This window comes from Paracoccus sp. UBA5162 (genome assembly GCF_002413585.1).
In the GTDB taxonomy this organism is placed as follows: domain Bacteria; phylum Pseudomonadota; class Alphaproteobacteria; order Rhodobacterales; family Rhodobacteraceae; genus Paracoccus.
This window is the reverse complement of the sequence record NZ_DHXG01000014.1, coordinates 1-18187: the sequence shown is the minus strand read 5'-3', so window position 1 is coordinate 18187 and position 18187 is coordinate 1. Positions and strand designations below refer to the sequence as shown.

The window sequence follows — 18187 nt, the reverse complement described above, 5'->3', positions numbered from 1 at the left end:
CTCAGAGCGCGCACAGGCGGTGCACAGGGCGTACACAGCGGATGCACCGCCTGCGGCGTTGCACGCGGTTCCGGCACAGGGGCGGACATGCGGGCATGACGGGCGCCTTGCGCGGGTGTCGTTCGAAGGCGCGCAAGATCTGCTGCCGGCGCCGTCGCGCGCGGAACGCGCGCATTCGGCCCAGCGGCAGCGACCGGGCCGGGTCTGGCCCGCCCCGCCTTCCCGATCGCCCTGCGTGGCGGGCCGGGCGCGTCGCGACTGTGTTCTTGCGGGGCGCATCCGCAGGGTGCAGGGTCGCGCCATGATCCCCGAATCCGAAGTCACCTTTGCCGGCAGTTTTCTGGATCGCGCCGACCGGCTGCGCGGCGATGGCGCCGGGATCGCCCGGATGCTGTCGCGCACCGATACCCTGGTGCTGCCGTTCTGGCGTGGCAAGCCGCTGTTCGACCTGACACCGACCGGGCCGCGCCTCGCCTGGCTGCCGGCGAGCGATGATCTGGTCGCGGATTGTCCCGAACCGCTGGTGTTCATGGGCCTGGATATGGCCGGGACCGCGCATTTCGCCGCCGATGTCTCATATCTGGCGCCGCCCGACCATCCGCCTGCCGAATTCATCGACCGCCACACTCTGGATCTGTCGCAGACGCGGAAATTCATCGACCTGCGCGCGATCATGGCCGAGATCGACCATCGCGATGCCGGGATCGCGGCGGCCGCCAAGGGCATCTTCGAATGGCGGCTGACGCATGGCTTCTGCGCCCGTTGCGGCGCCCGCAATCGTGTCAGCCATGCCGGCTGGCGGTTCGAGTGCCCCGCCTGCGGTCGGCAGCATTTCCCGCGCACCGATCCGGTGGTGATCATGCTGGTTCTGGACGGCGACCGGGTTCTTCTGGGTCGTCAGTCGCTGTGGCCCGAGCGGATGTATTCGCTGCTGGCGGGCTTTGTCGAGCCGGGCGAGACGGTCGAGGAGGCGGTGCGCCGCGAGGTGATGGAGGAGGCCGGGATCACGGTGGGCGCGGTGCGCTATGTCACCTCGCAGCCCTGGCCCTTTCCGGCCTCGCTGATGATCGGCTGCGTGGCGCGCGCCGAGAGCCGCGCGATCACACTGGATCCGACCGAACTGGAGGACGCGATCTGGGTTCCCCGGAACCAGATCGCCGAGGCGCTGGAGGGCCGCCACGACCGGATCGCGCCGGCCCGCAAGGGGGCGGTTGCGCAGGTCATCCTGCGCGCCTGGGTGCAAGGGCAGATCGAGCCGATCTAGGCGCCATCGCGGGTCCTGCAGCTCCGGGCGTCGCCGTCCCGCATGGCGTTGCGCAGGCTGGCCTGGTCGCCCTTGATCCACCATTCGTATTCGCCCGCGACATAGCGCGCGCCCGAGGCCGATATGACGTTGACGAACAGACGTTCCTCGCCGTCGAGGCGCAGCAGGGCGAGGCGGTTGGGTCCGGCATTGACATATTGCACCGCGATCGTGCCGCCATCGTCGCAGATATAGCGGGCTGGAACGACTTCGGCGTCCTCGCCCAGGGGCAGGGACAAGGCCGGTGCCGCCTGCGCCGGGGCGGCAAGAACCAGCAGCAGAAACAATGCGGGGCGGGGCATGGCGGACTCCGTTCTTCCGGTTCGGGGATGGTGTCCTGCTTTGGCCGGGCGGGCAAGCGGTGCGGATTGCGTCCGGTCGGTCGCCGCGCGGGCCGGGCAGGGTCGGGAACCAGAGCCGTCCCGATCCGCTTTATCCAGGGCAGAAGAATGAACGGGGCGGCGGGGCGGATGGATCAACTGGGTGCGATCGGCACGAATTTCGGTGGTCTCGTCGAAAAGCTGCAAAGCTGGATCAACGGTTTCATCTCGCTGATTCCGAACCTGATCGCCGCCAGCGTCCTGTTTCTCGTGGCCTGGCTTGTCTCGGTCCTGGTGACCTGGTCGATCCGCAAGACGCTGGTCCGCCACGACCGCCCGGCGCTGGCCAATGTCGGCGGCTCGCTGGTCGGCTGGGCGATCATCGTGCTGGGCTTTCTGCTGGCGATGACGGTGGTGCTGCCCTCGCTGAAACCCGGCGACATGCTGGCCGGGCTTGGCATCGGTTCTGTCGCGATCGGTTTTGCCTTCAAGGACATCCTGCAAAACATGCTGTCGGGCATCCTGATCCTGCTGCAGCGCCCTTTCAAGGTCGGCGACCAGATCGAGGCGGGCGGTCACGAAGGCACGGTCGAGGATATCCAGACCCGCGCCACGATGATCCGGACCTATGACAATCGCCGCGTCGTCATTCCCAATTCGCAGGTCTATACGAATTCGGTGGTCGTCAACACGGCCTATGACAAGCGGCGGTCGGATTACGATGTGGGAATCGGCTATGCCGACGACTGGGACCGCGCCAGGGCCGTGATCCTCGAGGCGGTTTCGGTTGTCGAGGGTGTCGCTGACGAACCCGCCGCCGAAGCCCTGCCCTGGGGAATCGACGAAAGCCAGCTGACGATGCGGGTGCGCTGGTGGACCGATCCGGTCCGCACCAACGTGGTTCATACGCAGGCGCGGGTCATTCAGGCGATTTCGACCGCGTTGGACGAGGCCGCCATCGACATGCCCTATCCGACCAATGTCGTGCTGTTGCACGACCAGACCGAGGAAACGGACGGCACGCGAGGCGCGCAGCGCGAGGGCTGGCCCGCCGGGGACAAGCCGCCGCAATCCCGGCAGAAGGTCGAGATGAAGGCCCGCGCAAGGCGCGACCGCGCGATGGCACCGCCACGAAGCGGACATGAGGATGGTGACAGCGGCGCCGCGCCGGAAGACGGCGACGCCATCTGAGCCGTCAGAATCGCTTGCGGCGTGGGCGTCTGCCACCGCGAAGTGCCGCCGCGCAGCGACAGCGGATGCGAGCGCCGCGCCAGGGATCGGAAAAAACCGTCCTTGCCGTGGATCGGCGTTTCTGGGAAAGCCCGTCGATCGGGGAAGGGCCGATCAAGTCACCCAGCCGGAACGGGATTATCCGGGCCGGCCTGGCTTCAGCGACGCCGATCCCGGCGCGAGCTCATCGGCTGGAAGGCAACGCCGACATGCGCCTCGCAATAGGGTTTGCCGGCCTGGGCGGGCAGGCCGCAGAACCAGAATTTCTCGGTCGCGGGATCGCCGATCGGCCATTTGCAGGTCCGCTCGGTCAATTCCATCAGGGTCAGCCTGCGGGCCTTCTTTTCGACCTCGCGGACCGAGGCCAGCGCCTCGGGGCTGATCTCGTTGGCCGAGGGCTGCGGCGGCAGGGGCTGGCCGGCCGGCACGATGGTGCGGCGCGGCTGCGGCGTATAGGCGGGCTGGGTCGAGGGTTCATCGGCCGGTTCGGCCCTTGCCTCTGCGGGTTCCGGCACCGGTTCGGGCCGGGGCGCGGCGGGCTTTTTCTCGGCCTTCCTGTCGGGCTCGGCGGTGGCCGGGGCGGGCTCGGCCTCGTCGATGCGGTTCGACAGCCCGAGGCGATGGACCTTGCCGATCACCGCGTTGCGCGTGACGCCGCCCAGTTCCTTGGCGATGGCGCTGGCCGACTGGCCCTCGCCCCACATGCGCTTGAGCGTCTCGACACGATCATCGGTCCAGGACATGACTGCCTTTCCGGGCGGGTCCGGCCCGCCACCCCATCTTGAAACATCCGGTTGGTCCCGTCACAAACGGGATGCCGAGATTTAGACCCCGGCAGACCGGAATTCAAGGACCGCGCGATGCCCAAGGACATGATGACCACCCGGCCCGCCATGGGCGTGCGCCGTTTCGGGCGTGTCAACTGGCTGGGTTTTCGCACTCTGGCGACCCGCGAAGTGATGCGATTCATGGCGGTCTGGCAGCAGACGATCTTTGCGCCGCTGATGACGGCGGCGCTGTTCGTCCTGGTCTTCGCGCTGGCCCTGGGCCGCGGCCGGAGCGAGATCATGGGGCTGCCCTATCTGGAATTTCTGGGCCCCGGCATCCTGATGATGACGGTGATCCAGAATGCCTTCGCCAATACCTCGTCCTCGATCACCTCGGCCAAGGTGCAGGGAAATATCGTCGATACGCTGATGCCGCCCTTGTCGGCGGGCGAGATGCTGGCGGGCTATCTGGCCGGTTCGGTCGTGCGGGCGGGGCTGGTGGCGCTGGTCATCGGCACCGGGATGGTGATCGTCACCGGTGCCGGGATCGCCCATCCGGCCTGGGCCGCGACCTTCGTCCTGCTGGCGGCGCTGCTGCTGGGGGGCCTGGGCATCCTGGCCGGCATCATGGCACAGAAATTCGACCAGATGGCGGCGATCACCAATTTCGTCATCACGCCGCTGTCCTTCCTGTCGGGCACCTTCTATTCGGTCGAGGCCCTGCCCGAGCCGTTTCGCGGCCTGTCGCACTGGAATCCGATCTTCTATCTGATCGACGGGACGCGCTTCGGCGTCACCGGCGTCAGCGACGCGCCGGTCTGGCGCGGGTTCGCGGTCTGCGTGGTGGTCGTGGCCGCGGTTCTGGCGATCGGCTGGCGCTGGCTGAGAACCGGCTACCGGATGAAACCGTGATTGCGCGGGCCGCGATTCGGGGCTATGCGGTGGCCCATGATCGTCCGGACCGCCCGTTTCGCCCGTCCCCGACGTTGACGCACGGCCTTGCCGGGGTCCCGTCACCGTCCGATCAAGCCTGCCTTCATCTCAGTCATGCCATCCGGGGAATCCGCCATGATTTCGCACGTCCTGCCGACCTACAACCGCGCTGACATCGCCTTCGAAAGGGGTGAGGGTGCCTGGGCCATCGCCACCGACGGCACCCGATATCTGGATCTGGGCGCGGGCATCGCCGTCAACGTGCTGGGCCATGCCAATCCGGATCTGGTCGCCGCGCTGATCGCGCAGGCGGGGCGGATCTGGCATGTCTCGAACCTCTACCAGATCCCCGAACAGGAAGCTCTGGCCGATCTGCTGGTGCAAAACACCTTCGCCGATACGGTCTTCTTCACCAATTCCGGCACCGAGGCGGCGGAACTGGCGATCAAGATGGTGCGCAGATACTGGTATGAGAAGGGCGAGGACCGTCCCGAAATCCTGACCTTCGAGGGGGCCTTCCATGGCCGCTCGACCGGGGCGATCGCGGCGGCGGGGTCGGACAAGATGGTCAAGGGCTTCGGGCCGCTGATGCCCGGCTTCCGGCAACTGCCCTGGGATGACATGGACGCCCTGAGCGCCGCGATCGGCGACCGGACGGCGGCGGTGATGCTGGAGCCGGTCCAGGGCGAGGGTGGCATCCGCCCGCTGCCCGATGCCGACCTGCGCGAGATCCGCGCGCTGTGCGACCGCGCCGGCGCGCTTCTGGTGCTGGACGAGGTGCAATGCGGCATGGGTCGCACGGGGCGGCTGTTCGCGCATGAATATGCCGGCATCGCGCCCGATATCATGATGATCGCCAAGGGCATCGGCGGCGGCTTTCCGCTGGGCGCGGTTCTGGCCACCGAAAACGCCGCATCGGCCATGGTCGCGGGCAGCCATGGCTCGACCTATGGCGGCAATCCCTTGGCCTGCGCGGTCGGTGCGGCGGTGATGCGGATCGTGGCCGATCCGGCCTTTCTGGCCGAGGTCAACCGCAAGGCCGGCCTGTTCCGCCAGAAGCTGGAGGCGCTGGTCGCGGCTCATGCAGACATCTTCGAATCCGTGCGCGGGCAGGGCCTGATGCTGGGTCTGAAATGCAGGATCGCGCCAACCGATCTGGTCAAGGCGGGCTACGCCCGGCGGATCCTGACCGTGCCCGCTGCCGACAACACCCTGCGCCTGCTGCCGCCGCTGAACATCACCGACGACGAGATCGCCGAGGCGGTGACGCGGCTGGACCATGCGGCCGACAGCCTTCATGCCTGACTACGGCTTCCGTCCCGTGACCGCGGCCGATCTGCCGATGCTGGCCGAATGGCTGCGCGTTCCGCAGGTGGCACGATGGTGGCCGGACGCGGAACGCCAGCTTGCGCTGATCCGCGCGGAACGGCGGGCGGCGCCGATGCGGCAGCTGATCGCGCTGAGGGGCGACACCCCGCTTGGCTATGCGCAATGTTATCCGGCATTTCACTGGCCCGCGCCGCATTTTGCCGGCCTGCCCCAGGACAGCATCGCCCTTGACGTGTTCGGCGCGCCGGCGGGGCGGGGGCAGGGCGGGGCATGGCTGCGCGCGCTTGGCGATCTGCTGCTGCAGGACGGCTCGACCCTGGTGATCGACCCGGCCCCCGAAAACCTGCGCGCGATCCGCGCCTATGAAAAGGCCGGATTTTCGGGCCTGCGGATCGCCACCGACAGCGAAGGCCAAAGCGTCCTCGTGATGGCGCGCCGACGATAGGGGGTTTCTTCGTTGCCCCAATACCCCGGGGGGCCGCGCGCCCGCGCGGCGGGGGCGGCGCCCCCTTGACCCCGCCCTCGCAAGCGGGCTTGCTGGCCCAAATCCGAAAGAGTTCACGATGACGCATTTTCTGGACCTGAACACGACCGCCAGGGGCGATCTGCGGTCGATCATCGATCAGGCCATCGCCATGAAGACCGCCAGGGGCGGCCGTCCCAAGGGCACGCCCGACGACGATCTGCCGCTGGCCGGCCGGATGGTGGCGCTGATCTTCGAAAAGCCCTCGACCCGGACCCGCGTCAGCTTTGACATCGGCGCGCGGCAGATGGGCGGGCAGACGATGGTGCTGTCGGGCTCGGAAATGCAGCTTGGTCATGGCGAGACCATCGCGGATACCGCCCGGGTGCTGTCGCGCTATGTCGATCTGATCATGATCCGCACCTTCGAGGAAGCCACGTTGCAGGAAATGGCCGAATACGCCGATGTGCCGGTGATCAACGGGCTGACGAACCGCACCCATCCCTGCCAGATCATGTCCGACGTGATGACCTTCGAGGAGCATCGCGGCCCCATCGCGGGACGCAAGGTGGTCTGGGTGGGCGATGGCAACAACGTCTGCACCAGCGTGATCCATGCAGCCGGCCAGTTCGGCTTCGACTTCACCTTCACCGGACCGCCGCCTCTGGATCCCGATGACGCGGCGCTGGCCTTTGCGCGCGCGCAGGGCGTCGGGGTCAGCATCGAACGCGATCCGATGAAGGCGGTCGAGGGGGCCGATCTCGTCTTTGCCGATACCTGGGTCAGCATGCATGATCCGCAATCGGCGAAAGAGCGGCGTCACAACCAGTTGCGCGGCTATCAGGTGAACGAGGCGCTGATGGCACGGGCGAAACCCGATTCGCTGTTCATGCATTGCCTGCCTGCCCATCGCGAAGACGAGGTGACGAGCGCCGTCATGGACGGGCCGCATTCGGTGATCTGGGACGAGGCCGAAAACCGGCTGCACGCGCAGAAGGCGATCATGCGCTGGTGTCTGGGGGTCTGACGGCGCCGGCGCTTGCGAACCGGCGATTGCTGGATCGCGATCCGAACCGGGCTTCGGTGCCGGTGGCGGGAACGGATTTCCGGGGCGGATCCGGAAGATCCGTCAGCCGCGCGGGCAGAAGCGGGCCGCCCGGCGCGCTGCGAAAACCCCGCGCGAAGGCGCGGGGTCCGGCTTCTGCCCGCTTCTGCCGCGGATGGATCGGTGCCGGGCGCCGTTCGGATCAGCCGATGGCGGCGGCGCGCACATCCTCGTCGATGCCGGGCAGGTATTGCGCGAAATTGTCGCTGAACATCTGCACCAGTTTCGCGGCCTGCCGGTCATAGGCCGTGCCGTCCGCCCAGGTCTGGCGCGGATCCAGCAGGCTGTCCCTGACGCCGGGGACCGAGACCGGCACGTCGAAGCCGAAATTGGGATCCTTGCGGAATTGCGCCGTATTCAGGCTGCCATCCAGCGCCGCCGCCAGCAATGCGCGCGTCGCGGCGATGGGCATCCGCGATCCGGTGCCGAAGGCGCCGCCCGTCCAGCCCGTATTGACCAGCCAGCAGCTGGCGCCGTGCCGGCCGATCCTGTCGGCCAGTAGCCTGCCATAGACCTCGGGGCGGCGCGGCATGAACGGCGCGCCGAAGCAGGTCGAGAAGGTCGGGATCGGCTCGGTCACGCCGACCTCGGTGCCGGGGGTCTTGGCGGTGAAACCCGACAGGAAATGATACATCGCCTGCGCCGGGCTCAGCCGCGCGATCGGCGGCAGCACGCCATAGGCGTCGCAGGTCAGCATGATGACGTTCTTCGGATGCCCGCCAAGGCTGGTCTTCGAGGCGTTCGAGATCGCCTCCAGCGGATAGGCGCAGCGCATGTTGTCGGTGATCGAATTGTCCTGGAAATCCAGTTCCAGCGTGAGGGGATCGAAAACCATGTTCTCGATCACCGTGCCGAAGCGCGCGGTGGTGGCGTGGATCTCGGGTTCGGCCTCGGGGGACAGGTTGATCGTCTTGGCGTAGCACCCGCCCTCGAAATTGAAGATGCCGCGATCCGACCAGCCATGTTCGTCGTCGCCGATCAGGGCCCGCGACGGGTCGGCCGACAGCGTGGTCTTGCCGGTGCCCGACAGGCCGAAGAAGATCGCGCTGTCGGTGGGATCGCCCGGCGCGTGATTGGCGCTGCAATGCATCGGCATGATGCCCTTTTCGGGCAGCAGGTAGTTCAGCAGCGTGAAGACCGACTTCTTGTTCTCGCCCGCATAGGCGGTGCCGCCGATCAGGATCAGTTTCTTGTGAAGGTTCAGCGCGATCACCGTGCCGCCGCGGCAGCCATGCCGATCGGGGTCGGCGGTGAAGCCGGGGCAGTTGATGATGGTGAATTCGGGCGTGAAGCCGTCCAGTTCCGCTGCCTCGGGGCGACGCAGCAGGTGGCGGATGAACAGCCCGTGCCACGCCAGTTCGGTGATCACCCGAACATCCAGACGCAGATCGGGATCGGCGCCGGCGAACAGATCCTGCACGAAATAATCGCGCCCCTGCATATGGGCCAGCATGTCATGGTGCAGCCGGTCGAAGGCGTCAGGCGCCATCGCCGCGTTGTTGTCCCACCAGATCGAGTCCTCGACATCGGGGGTGCGGACCACGAACTTGTCCTTGGGCGAACGTCCGGTATGTGCCCCGGTCGAGACCAGGAACGCGCCGCCAAGGCCCAGGCGGCCTTCGCCGCGCACGACCGCCTCGGTGATCAGCGCCGGTTCCGGCAGGTTGTAGTAAACCCTCCCAAGCCCCTCGATACCCTGATCCTCCAGCCGGCATTTCGGATTGACGCGCGTGGTCATCTTTGGACGCTCCTGCTTTTCCTTGATCCGCGACGCTTTCGTGACGCCGTTCTGACCGGCTATAGCACGCGGTCGAAAGCGGAAAAGACGCGAGCGCAAACGGTTAGCGCAAACGCAAAATGTTATCGCCAACAATGCAGAATATGCAGGACCGGGGACGGAAAATTAACCCTTTCCGAGCCAGAATGACGGAGAGGAGTGATTCGAATGACGCAGATGCACGCCACGACCGTGGCCCTGAGAGGGCGGGGGCTGCTGATCCTGGGGCCGTCCGGCAGCGGAAAATCCACGCTGGCGCTGCAACTGATGGCCGTCGGAGCGCGACTGGTGGCCGACGACCGGACCGATCTGACGGCGCAGGGGGATGATGTCGTGGCAAGTTGCCCCGCCGCGCTGGTCGGCACGATCGAGGCACGCGGCGTGGGGCTGCTGGCGGCCCCGCCGCATGGTCCCGTCCGGCTGTCGCTGGTCGTCGATCTGGCGCAGGAGGGCGTGGCACGCTTGCCAGACTGCACGACCTATCCGCTGCTTGGCAGGGCCTTGCCACTTGTGCCGGGGCCCTATCGATCGCATCTTTATGCTGCATTGCGGCAGTATCTGCTGTTCGGACGGCGGCAATGACGCGACGGAAAGGAAGTCTGACACCCGATGGCTGAGGATCTCGATCTGGCGGAAGACCGCGACGGCCCCCGGACAGCCGACGCGCAGAGGCTGGTTCTGGTGACCGGTCCGTCCGGGGCCGGTCGCTCGACCGCGATCAACGCGCTTGAGGATATGGGCTTCGAGGCGATCGACAACCTGCCGCTGTCGCTGATCCCGCGTCTGCTTGACGGTCCCAGCCGGCCCGAACCTCTGGCCCTGGGGCTGGATGTCCGAAATCGCGATTTCTCATCGGCCAACGTGATCGAACTGATCGACCGGCTGACCCGCGATCCGCGCTATGCGCCCGAGGTTCTCTATCTGGATTGCGACCCCGACGTGCTGGTGCGCCGCTATAACGAAACCCGCCGCCGCCATCCGCTGACGCCGGACAGCGCGCCGCTGGGCGGGGTCACGGCCGAGGTCGATCTGTTGCAGCCGATCCGGGCGCGGGCCGATGTCCTGGTCGATACCTCGGAATTGTCTCCCCATGACCTGAAGGCCGAACTGACCCGCTGGTTCGATGTGCGGCAGGGGCGGCGGCTCAGCGTGTCGCTGCATTCCTTCAGCTACAAGCGCGGCGTGCCGCGCGGCGTGGACATGATGTTCGATTGCCGGTTCTTGTCCAATCCGCATTGGCAGCCGGAACTGCGCGCGTTGACGGGTCTGGACCGTCAGGTGCAGGATTTCGTCCGGGACGACGAGCGATTCGCAGAGTTCTTCCAGCGCGTGCGCGAGTTGATCCTGTTTCTGCTTCCGGCACATATAGAAGAAGGCAAGACGCACCTGGCGGTGGGTTTCGGATGCACCGGAGGGAAACATCGTTCCGTCACAATGGCTGAATTGATGGCGCTTGCGCTTGCAGAGGCCGGTTGGCCGGTGTCAATAAGACACAGGGAACTGGAACGCCGCAACCCGACGTCTCTCTCCGCCGCCGAGCTTGGCCGTCAGGCCGCGACCGGCGAAGCAGAGACGCAGGCAGCAGAATTTGGTAGGTTGCGTTGATCGGTATTGTCATCGTGGCGCATGGCGGGTTGGCGCGGGAATATCTGTCCGCCGTCGAACATGTGGTCGGGCCGCAGACGGGAATCGCGGCGGTCGCGATCGAGGATAATCACGATCGTGGCGCCAAGATGACCGAAATCCGGCAGGCCGCCGACGCGGTCGATGACGGCAACGGGGTGGTGGTGGTGACCGATCTTTTCGGCGGGTCGCCCTCGAACCTGTCTCTGCCGGCCTGCGCGGTGCATGACCGCACGATCCTTTACGGCGCCAATCTGCCGATGCTGGTCAAGCTGGCCAAGACCCGCCACCTGCCGGTCAGGGATGCGGTGGCCTTTGCCAAGGAGGCCGGACGCAAATACATCAATTCCTACACCGTGCCGCTGGAAGCCGCCCTGGGGACCCGATGAGCGGCAAGGTCACGCGGGAATTGTCGATCATCAACGAAAAGGGCCTTCATGCGCGGGCCAGCGCGAAATTCGTCGATGTGGTCGAACGTTTCGATGCGCAGGCGCAGGTCGAAAAGGACGGGATTTGCGTGGCCGGTGATTCGATCATGGGACTGCTGATGCTGACCGCGCCGCGCGGAAGCCGCATCACCGTGACCACCTCGGGACCGGAGGCGGCGGCGCTGGCCGATGCGCTTGAGGCGCTGATCGGCGATTATTTCGGCGAAGGCATGTAGGCCGCAGCCGTGGCCGACCGCAAAACCTATCACCACGGCAATCTGCGTCAGGCCCTGGTCGAGGCCACCGCCGCCCTGATCGAGGAATTGGGACCGCAGGCCTTTGCCCTGACCGAGGCTGCGCGCCGCGCCGGTGTTTCGCCGGCCGCCCCCTATCGGCATTTCAAGGGCCGCGAAGATCTGCTGGAAGAGGTCGCGCGGCAGGGTTTCGTCGAATTCGCCGGCCGGCTGGAGGCCGCTTTCGACGAAGGCCGGCCCAAGGCGCTGACCGCGTTTCTGCGCATGGGTCAGGCCTATCTGGATTTCGCGGCCGATCGGCCCGGCTATTACATGGCGATGTTCGAATCCGGCATCTCGATTGCCGGCAATGCCGATCTGGCCAAGGCGTCCGAACGGGCGCAGGGGGTGCTGCTGCGCGCCGCCGGCACGCTGGCCGAGCGTCTGCCCGAAGATCGCCGCCCGCCCGCGCGGATGGTGGCGAACCATATCTGGGCGATGAGCCACGGCGTGGTCGAACTGTTCTCGCGCGGCAAGCCCGGCGGACGCAGCCCGGTCGAGCCTTCGGCGATGCTGGAAAGTGGCGTCATCATCTATCTGCGCGGGCTGGGCCTGATCCCCGAGTGATTTTTCCCCAGGCCTCTCTTGACGCCGCGGGTTTCGCGCCCATCTATGTAAATGTGATTAACATTAACATGGAGGGATCACAAAGATGCAGAGCGCATCACCGCAAATCACCGCCTATTCGATGGCGCAGCGTGGCCCCGGTCTCTTGCGACGAGGTCGCGACTGGCTGGATGAACGCGGCCGCGTGGCCTGGATCGTCGCCATGATCCTGGGCTTCGTTGCCTTCTGGCCGATCGGGCTGGCTATCCTCGTCTACATGATCTGGAGCAAACGCATGTTCGGATGCAGTCAACGCAGCCATCGCGGCTATCGCCCGCGCCACTACGCGGCCCCCACCGGAAATTCGGCTTTCGACGCCTATCGCGAAGAAACGCTGAAGCGGCTGGAGGAAGAGCATGGAGAGTTCATGGATTTCCTGCAAAAGCTGCGGGAGGCCAAGGACAAGGCCGAATTCGATCAGTTCATGCAACAGCGCCGTCCGAAGACGGAGGAATGATCCCGCGTGAGGTCGGGGGCCGGGACGTCCGGCCCCTGATCGCCGACAGCGCCTGCGCGGATCGGTGGATCACTCGCCGCGCGGAAAACGCTTGTTCTCTTCCAGCACGTTCAGATCCATGTGGTTGCGCATGTATCGTTCGGAGGCCTGCATCAGCGGCTGGTAGTCCCACGGATAATACGCGCCGTTGCGCAGGGCCTCATAGACGATCCAGCGTCGTGCCTGACTTTGCCGAACCTCGGAATCATAGGCATCCAGATCCCAGCGATCCCGCGCCATCGCCCGCAAGTGCTGCAAGGTTGCGGCATGGGCCGGATCGCCCGCCAGATTGACGCGCTCGTCCGGATCGGTCTGCAGATCGAACAATTGTTCGGGATCGGCCTTGCAGGCGGTGTATTTCCAGCCGCCGTCGCGGATCGCGACCAGCGGGGTTATACTGCCCTCGGCCGCGTATTCGATCGGCACCGGGTTGCGCGACGCGCCGCCATCGGCCAGCGATTCGCCATCGGTCCAGGGCGCGATCTCGTCCATCGGCAGTCCTGCCAGATCGCAAAGAGTCGGCAGCACGTCGATGGTGCTGACCGGGCGATCCACACGCCCCGGCTGCATCGACGGCGCCGCGATCATCAGCGGAACGCGCGCCGAGCCTTCGTAAAAGCTCATCTTGAACCACAGCCCGCGTTCGCCCAGCATGTCGCCATGATCGGACAGGAACAGGATGATCGCCTCCTGTCGCGTGCGTTCCAGCACGTCCAGAACCTCGCCGATCTTGTCGTCGATATAGCTGATATTGGCGAAATAACCCTGGCGCGCGCGGCGGATGTCGCGATCGGTGATGTCGAATTCTCGCCAGTCGCAGGCATCCATCAATCGCTGTGAATGCGCGTCCTGATCCTGATAGGCGATGGCCTCTGGCGCGGCCAGTTCCGGCGCCCCGTCATAGAGATCCCAGTATTTGCGCCGTGCGACATAGGGGTCATGCGGGTGGGTGAAGCTGACGGTCAGACACCACGGCCGGTCATCCTGCCCGCGCGACAGGTCGTAAAGCTTGCGGCAGGCATTATAGGCGACCTCGTCGTCATATTCGTACTGGTTGGTGATCTCGGCCACGCCCGCGCCGGTGACCGAGCCCAGATTGTGATACCACCAATCGATCCGTTCGCCCGGCTTGCGGTAATCCGGCGTCCAGCCGAAATCGGCCGGGTAGATGTCGGTGGTCAGCCGTTCCTCGAACCCGTGCATCTGGTCGGGCCCGACGAAATGCATCTTGCCCGACAGGCAGGTCTGATAGCCCGCCCGCCGCAGATGATGGGCATAGGTCGGAATGTCCGAGGCGAATTCGGCCGCATTGTCGTAGACCCGCGTGCGGCGGGGCAACTGGCCGGACATGAAGCTGGCCCGCCCCGGCGCGCAAAGCGGGCTGCCCGTATAGGCATTGGCAAACCGGGTTGATCTGTCGGCCAGCCGGCGCAGGTGAGGCGTATGCAGGAAATCGGCGGGGCCGTCGGGGAAAAACACCCCCGACAGCTGATCCGCCATCAGGATCAGGATATTGGGCTTCACTTGCTCACCGCAGCCATGACCGCCTTGTCGCCGGGCTGACCATCCAGCGTGGTCACGCCGTCCAGCCATGTCGCCGCGACGTCGGGATTGGCGGCGATCCATTCCTTCGCGGCCTGCCGGCCATCCATCCCGTCGTTCAGGATCTTGCCCATCAGGACATTTTCCATCGGCACGTCGAAGACAAGCTGGCTGAACAGTTTTGCGGCGTTGGGGCAGGCTTCGACCCATTCGGAGCGGGCCAGCGTGTGCACCGTGGCGCCCCCGAAATCCGGTCCGAATTGTTCGTCTCCGCCCGACAGGTAGGTGATGTCGATGGCCTCGTTCATCGGATGGGGCGCCCAGGCCAGGAAGACCGTGGGCTTGCCCGCATTCTCGTTGCGGCCGACCTGAGCCAGCATGGCCTGTTCGCCCGATTCGACCAGCGTCCAGTCGCCCAGCCCGAATGCGTCGGCGTCAATCATCGCCTGGATCGACTGGTTCGCCGGCGCACCGGGCTCGATGCCATAGATCTTGCCGTCGAATTCGTCCTTGCGGGCATCGAGATCGGCAAAATCCTTTACGCCGGCGGCGGCGCCGGGCTTGTTCACCGCCAGGGTGAACTTGGCGCCTTCGAGGTTCCGGGCCAGTTCCTCGATCTGGCCGGTCTGGTCCAGATCGTCGCGGAATTTCTGCTGCGCGGGCATCCAGTTGCCCAGGAACAGGTCGGTGTCGCCGTTCTTCAGCGCCTCATAGCCAACCGGCACCGACAGCGTGGCGATCTTGGGCGTATAGCCCAATGCCTCCAGCAGCACCGCCGCGACGCCGTTGGTGGCGGTAATGTCGGTCCAGCCGGGATCGGAATAGCGCACCGTCTTGCAGGTCGCGGGGTCGTCGGCCAGAACAGGCGTGGCCACGGCCGCCAGCAGCAGCGCGAGGGTGGTTGTCTTCGGAATCGTCATGGGTTTGCCTTCCTGTCAGGTTTCTGATTGTCTGCGCAGTCCAGCGTCAGCCGAGACTTCTTGCGCGTCAGGAAACGACGCTCAGCGTGTCGGAACGGGCGTTTCGCCGCGATAGTCGTAAAAGCCGCGGCCGGTCTTGCGGCCCAGCCAGCCGGCCTCGACATATTTCGTCAGCAGAGGGCAGGGACGGTATTTCGTGTCGGCCAGCCCGTCATGCAGCACATTCATGATCGCAAGGCAGGTATCCAGCCCGATGAAATCGGCCAGTTCCAGCGGTCCCATCGGATGGTTCGCGCCCAGTTTCATCGATTCGTCGATGGATTTGACCGATCCCACCCCCTCGTACAGCGTATAGACCGCCTCGTTGATCATCGGCATCAGGATGCGGTTGACGATGAAGGCGGGAAAATCCTCGGCGCTGGCGGCGGTCTTGCCCAGCGTCCTGACGACCTCGTGCAGCAGATCGAAAGTGGCCTGGTCGGTGGCGATGCCGCGGATCAGTTCGACCAATTGCATGACCGGAACCGGATTCATGAAGTGGAAGCCCATGAATTTCTCGGGCCGGTCGGTGCGGCTGGCCAGTCGCGTGATCGAGATCGAGGACGTGTTCGAGGTCAGGATCGTCTCGGGCTTCAGGTGCGGCTGAAGGTCTTCGAAAATGGCCTGCTTGACGGTCTCGCGTTCGGTCGCGGCCTCGATCACCAGGTCGGTCCGGCCCAGATCGGCCAGACGAAGCGTGGTCGTGATGCGCCCCATCGCAGCCTTCTTGTCCTCGGCCGAAATCCTGTCGCGACCGACCTGACGTTCGAGATTCCGGTCGATCAGGGACAGGGCCTTGTCCAGGGCATCCGGGCTGATGTCGTTCAGCACCACATCATAGCCCGCGAGGGCGAAGACATGGGCGATGCCGTTGCCCATCTGGCCCGCGCCGATGATTCCAACCGTCTCGATCGCCATTCTCGCCTCGTTTCCTGACCGGCGCGACGATAGGGCGGGCGCGGTCATGCTGCAATGCAAAACCGCCCCCGGCGGGGGGCGGTTGTTTGGGTATTTGGGCAACGGAGAGGCTGCTACAGCTTTTCCGTCAATTCGGGCACGATCTGGAACAAATCGCCCACCAGGCCGTAATCGGCGATCTGGAAGATCGGGGCTTCCTCGTCCTTGTTGATCGCGACGATGACCTTGCTGTCCTTCATGCCCGCAAGATGCTGGATCGCGCCCGAGATGCCGACGGCGACATAGAGTTCCGGCGCCACCACCTTGCCGGTCTGACCGACCTGCCAGTCGTTCGGGGCATAGCCCGAATCGACGGCCGCGCGCGATGCGCCGACGGCGGCGCCCAGCTTGTCGGCCAGGGCCTCGATGATGGCGAAATCGTCCCTGGACCCCACGCCGCGGCCGCCCGAGACGACACGCCCGGCCGAGGTCAGTTCTGGCCGGTCGCTTTCGGCGACCTCGTCGCCGACCCATTTCGACAGGCCCGGATCCTCGGCGGCGCCGATCGCCTCGACCGGGGCGCTGTTGCCGTCGCCTGCCGCGTCGAAGCTGGCGGTGCGGATGGTCATCACCTTCTTGGCGTCCCTGGATTTCACCGTCTGGATCGCGTTGCCGGCATAGACCGGGCGTTCGAACGTGTCGGCATCGATCACCGCCGAGACGTCCGGGATCACCATCGCATCCAGCAGCGCCGCGACGCGCGGCATGATGTTCTTGGCATCCGTCGTGGCAGGCGCGGCGATGTGGCTGTAATCCCCGGCCAGCGACACCAGCAGCGCCGCCGCCGGTTCGGCGAGACGGTGGCCGTAAAGCGCATCCTCGGCCACCAGCACCCTGGCCACGCCGTCTATCGTCGCGGCCTCGTCGCCCGCGGCCCTCGCCTGGGCGCCGGCGCAAAGCACCGTGACCTCGCCCAGGGATTTCAGCGCGCCCACGGCCTTGGCCGTCGCGTCGCGGCTCAGTTCGCCATTCGTGACTTCACCCAGCAGAAGAACAGCCATCACACGACCCCCGCTTCTTTCAGTTTCGCAACCAGTTCGTCGACCGAATCGACCTTGATCCCGGCCTTGCGGCCCTCGGGTTCGCGGGTCGACACGATCTCGAGCCGGGGCGAGACATCGACGCCGTAATCGGCGGCCGTCTTTTCGTCCAGCGGCTTCTTCTTGGCCTTCATGATGTTGGGAAGGCTGGCATAGCGCGGCTCGTTCAGGCGCAGATCGGCGGTGACGATCGCGGGCAGCCTGACCTCGATGGTCTGCAACCCGCCATCGACCTCGCGGGTGACCTTCGCGCTGTCGCCCTCGATCTCGAGCTTGCTGGCAAAGGTCGCCTGGCTCCAGCCAAGCAGCGCCGCCAGCATCTGGCCGGTGGCGTTCATGTCGTTGTCGATCGCCTGCTTGCCGGCGATGACCAGCTTCGGCTGCTCCTCGTCGATCACGGCTTTCAGGATCCTGGCCACGGCCAGCGGCTCGATATCCTGGTGCACGTCCTCGGCGGCCACGACCAGGATCGCCCGGTCGGCGCCCATCGCCAAGGCCGTGCGCAGCGTCTCGGCCGCCTGCTTGACGCCGATGCTGACGGCCACGACCTCATCGGCCGCGCCCTTTTCCTTCAGCCGGATCGCTTCTTCGACCGCGATCTCGTCGAAGGGGTTCATCGACATCTTCACATTGGCCAGATCGACCCCGGATCCATCGGCTTTCACACGGGCCTTGACGTTGTAGTCGATCACCCGCTTCACCGGCACGAGAACCTTCATGTGGCTGCTCTCCCTTGGTTGCGTCCTTCGTCGGGGCCAAGTGTTAGCGGCTGGTCCCGCCCGGGAACAGCCGAAAAACGGCTTCCGACGCTGCGTTTGCGCCCGACTTGTATCGTCGGGCGGTGTCTATCTGCTGGCGCCCGGAACCCACAGGATATCCTCGGTTCCGCCGCCATTAGCCTGACGGGCGGCGACGAACAGCCAGTCCGACAGGCGGTTCAGGTAGCGGATGGCCGCCGGATTGGCATCGCCCGTCGCCGCCAGGGCGGTCGCGCAGCGTTCCGCGCGGCGGGCCAC

At 65.9% G+C, this 18187-nt stretch carries 21 protein-coding genes; 12 read left to right on the top strand and 9 right to left on the bottom strand.

Translation table 11 applies throughout. The annotated features are described in order from the left end of the window. Positions 1–301: 301 nt before the first annotated feature. Positions 302–1264, top strand: a complete 963-nt coding sequence (gene nudC / locus B4A72_RS01545) for an NAD(+) diphosphatase (protein ID WP_292954297.1) — start codon at positions 302–304, stop codon at positions 1262–1264. Here nudC and B4A72_RS01540 read toward each other — a convergent pair. Further along, positions 1261–1605 carry an MliC family protein gene (locus tag B4A72_RS01540; protein ID WP_292954294.1) on the bottom strand — a complete coding sequence of 115 codons (345 nt, stop codon included), beginning with the start codon at positions 1603–1605 and terminating at the stop codon, positions 1261–1263. The genes nudC and B4A72_RS01540 overlap by 4 nt on opposite strands. 147 nt (positions 1606–1752) lie before the next feature. On the opposite strand from B4A72_RS01540, the gene B4A72_RS01535 reads away from it, so the two are divergent. Further along, the gene (locus B4A72_RS01535; protein ID WP_292954291.1) at positions 1753–2814 is read left to right on the top strand and encodes a mechanosensitive ion channel family protein; all 1062 of its coding nucleotides are present in this window, start codon (positions 1753–1755) and stop codon (positions 2812–2814) included. A 197-nt stretch (positions 2815–3011) separates the two neighbouring features. On the opposite strand, the gene B4A72_RS01530 is transcribed toward B4A72_RS01535, so the two are convergent. Then, positions 3012–3596, bottom strand: a complete 585-nt coding sequence (locus B4A72_RS01530; RefSeq protein ID WP_292954288.1) for a GcrA family cell cycle regulator — start codon at positions 3594–3596, stop codon at positions 3012–3014. Positions 3597–3713: 117 nt separating this feature from the next. On the opposite strand from B4A72_RS01530, the gene B4A72_RS01525 reads away from it, so the two are divergent. The 4 genes from B4A72_RS01525 (at position 3714) to argF (ending at position 7372) form a co-directional block, all read left to right on the top strand. Then, the gene (locus B4A72_RS01525; protein ID WP_292954285.1) at positions 3714–4532 is read left to right on the top strand and encodes an ABC transporter permease; all 819 of its coding nucleotides are present in this window, start codon (positions 3714–3716) and stop codon (positions 4530–4532) included. A gap of 156 nt (positions 4533–4688) precedes the next feature. Continuing rightward, a complete protein-coding gene (locus B4A72_RS01520; RefSeq protein ID WP_292977992.1) occupies positions 4689–5858 on the top strand; it encodes an aspartate aminotransferase family protein in 1170 nt (389 codons plus the stop codon). After that, positions 5851–6327 carry a GNAT family N-acetyltransferase gene (locus B4A72_RS01515; RefSeq protein ID WP_292954279.1) on the top strand — a complete coding sequence of 159 codons (477 nt, stop codon included), beginning with the start codon at positions 5851–5853 and terminating at the stop codon, positions 6325–6327. The genes B4A72_RS01520 and B4A72_RS01515 overlap by 8 nt, the downstream gene beginning before the upstream one ends. Before the next feature lie 118 nt (positions 6328–6445). After that, complete coding sequence (argF, locus tag B4A72_RS01510; RefSeq protein ID WP_292954276.1) at positions 6446–7372, top strand: ornithine carbamoyltransferase; 927 nt, start codon at positions 6446–6448, stop codon at positions 7370–7372. 220 nt (positions 7373–7592) lie between these two features. Here the strand turns inward: argF and B4A72_RS01505 are convergent, their stop codons facing one another. After that, complete coding sequence (locus B4A72_RS01505; RefSeq protein ID WP_292954273.1) at positions 7593–9188, bottom strand: phosphoenolpyruvate carboxykinase; 1596 nt, start codon at positions 9186–9188, stop codon at positions 7593–7595. Positions 9189–9395: 207 nt separating this feature from the next. Between B4A72_RS01505 and B4A72_RS01500 the strand changes: the two genes are divergently transcribed. From B4A72_RS01500 to B4A72_RS01475, 6 genes are all read left to right on the top strand, one after another. Next, complete coding sequence (locus B4A72_RS01500) at positions 9396–9809, top strand: HPr kinase/phosphorylase (protein ID WP_292954270.1); 414 nt, start codon at positions 9396–9398, stop codon at positions 9807–9809. Positions 9810–9836: 27 nt separating this feature from the next. Beyond that, positions 9837–10832: an RNase adapter RapZ gene (gene rapZ, locus B4A72_RS01495; RefSeq protein ID WP_292954267.1), complete on the top strand. Its 996-nt coding sequence runs from the start codon at positions 9837–9839 to the stop codon at positions 10830–10832. Beyond that, the gene (locus B4A72_RS01490; RefSeq protein ID WP_292954264.1) at positions 10829–11239 is read left to right on the top strand and encodes a PTS sugar transporter subunit IIA; all 411 of its coding nucleotides are present in this window, start codon (positions 10829–10831) and stop codon (positions 11237–11239) included. The genes rapZ and B4A72_RS01490 overlap by 4 nt, the downstream gene beginning before the upstream one ends. After that, positions 11236–11514: an HPr family phosphocarrier protein gene (locus tag B4A72_RS01485; RefSeq protein ID WP_292954261.1), complete on the top strand. Its 279-nt coding sequence runs from the start codon at positions 11236–11238 to the stop codon at positions 11512–11514. The genes B4A72_RS01490 and B4A72_RS01485 overlap by 4 nt, the downstream gene beginning before the upstream one ends. A 9-nt stretch (positions 11515–11523) precedes the next feature. Beyond that, positions 11524–12138: a TetR/AcrR family transcriptional regulator gene (locus B4A72_RS01480; RefSeq protein WP_292954258.1), complete on the top strand. Its 615-nt coding sequence runs from the start codon at positions 11524–11526 to the stop codon at positions 12136–12138. A gap of 85 nt (positions 12139–12223) precedes the next feature. Beyond that, positions 12224–12634 carry a DUF2852 domain-containing protein gene (locus tag B4A72_RS01475; protein WP_414692146.1) on the top strand — a complete coding sequence of 137 codons (411 nt, stop codon included), beginning with the start codon at positions 12224–12226 and terminating at the stop codon, positions 12632–12634. 69 nt (positions 12635–12703) lie between these two features. Here the strand turns inward: B4A72_RS01475 and betC are convergent, their stop codons facing one another. From betC to B4A72_RS01445, 6 genes are all read right to left on the bottom strand, one after another. Continuing rightward, a complete protein-coding gene (gene betC, locus B4A72_RS01470; RefSeq protein ID WP_292954255.1) occupies positions 12704–14197 on the bottom strand; it encodes a choline-sulfatase in 1494 nt (497 codons plus the stop codon). Further along, entirely contained in the window at positions 14194–15135 is a 942-nt protein-coding gene (choX, locus tag B4A72_RS01465; protein ID WP_292954252.1) for a choline ABC transporter substrate-binding protein, read from the bottom strand. Before choX ends, betC begins: the two co-directional genes overlap by 4 nt. 81 nt (positions 15136–15216) lie before the next feature. Continuing rightward, a complete protein-coding gene (locus tag B4A72_RS01460; RefSeq protein WP_292977991.1) occupies positions 15217–16092 on the bottom strand; it encodes a 3-hydroxybutyryl-CoA dehydrogenase in 876 nt (291 codons plus the stop codon). Between the two features lie 113 nt (positions 16093–16205). Continuing rightward, a complete protein-coding gene (locus tag B4A72_RS01455) occupies positions 16206–17132 on the bottom strand; it encodes an electron transfer flavoprotein subunit alpha/FixB family protein (protein ID WP_292977990.1) in 927 nt (308 codons plus the stop codon). Beyond that, on the bottom strand, positions 17132–17890 hold the full coding sequence (locus B4A72_RS01450) for an electron transfer flavoprotein subunit beta/FixA family protein (RefSeq protein ID WP_292954241.1): 759 nt from the start codon (positions 17888–17890) through the stop codon (positions 17132–17134). The genes B4A72_RS01455 and B4A72_RS01450 overlap by 1 nt, the downstream gene beginning before the upstream one ends. Positions 17891–18016: 126 nt before the next feature. Then, positions 18017–18187 (bottom strand): ATP:cob(I)alamin adenosyltransferase (locus B4A72_RS01445; RefSeq protein ID WP_414692481.1); only part of this gene is annotated, 171 nt, incomplete at its 5' end.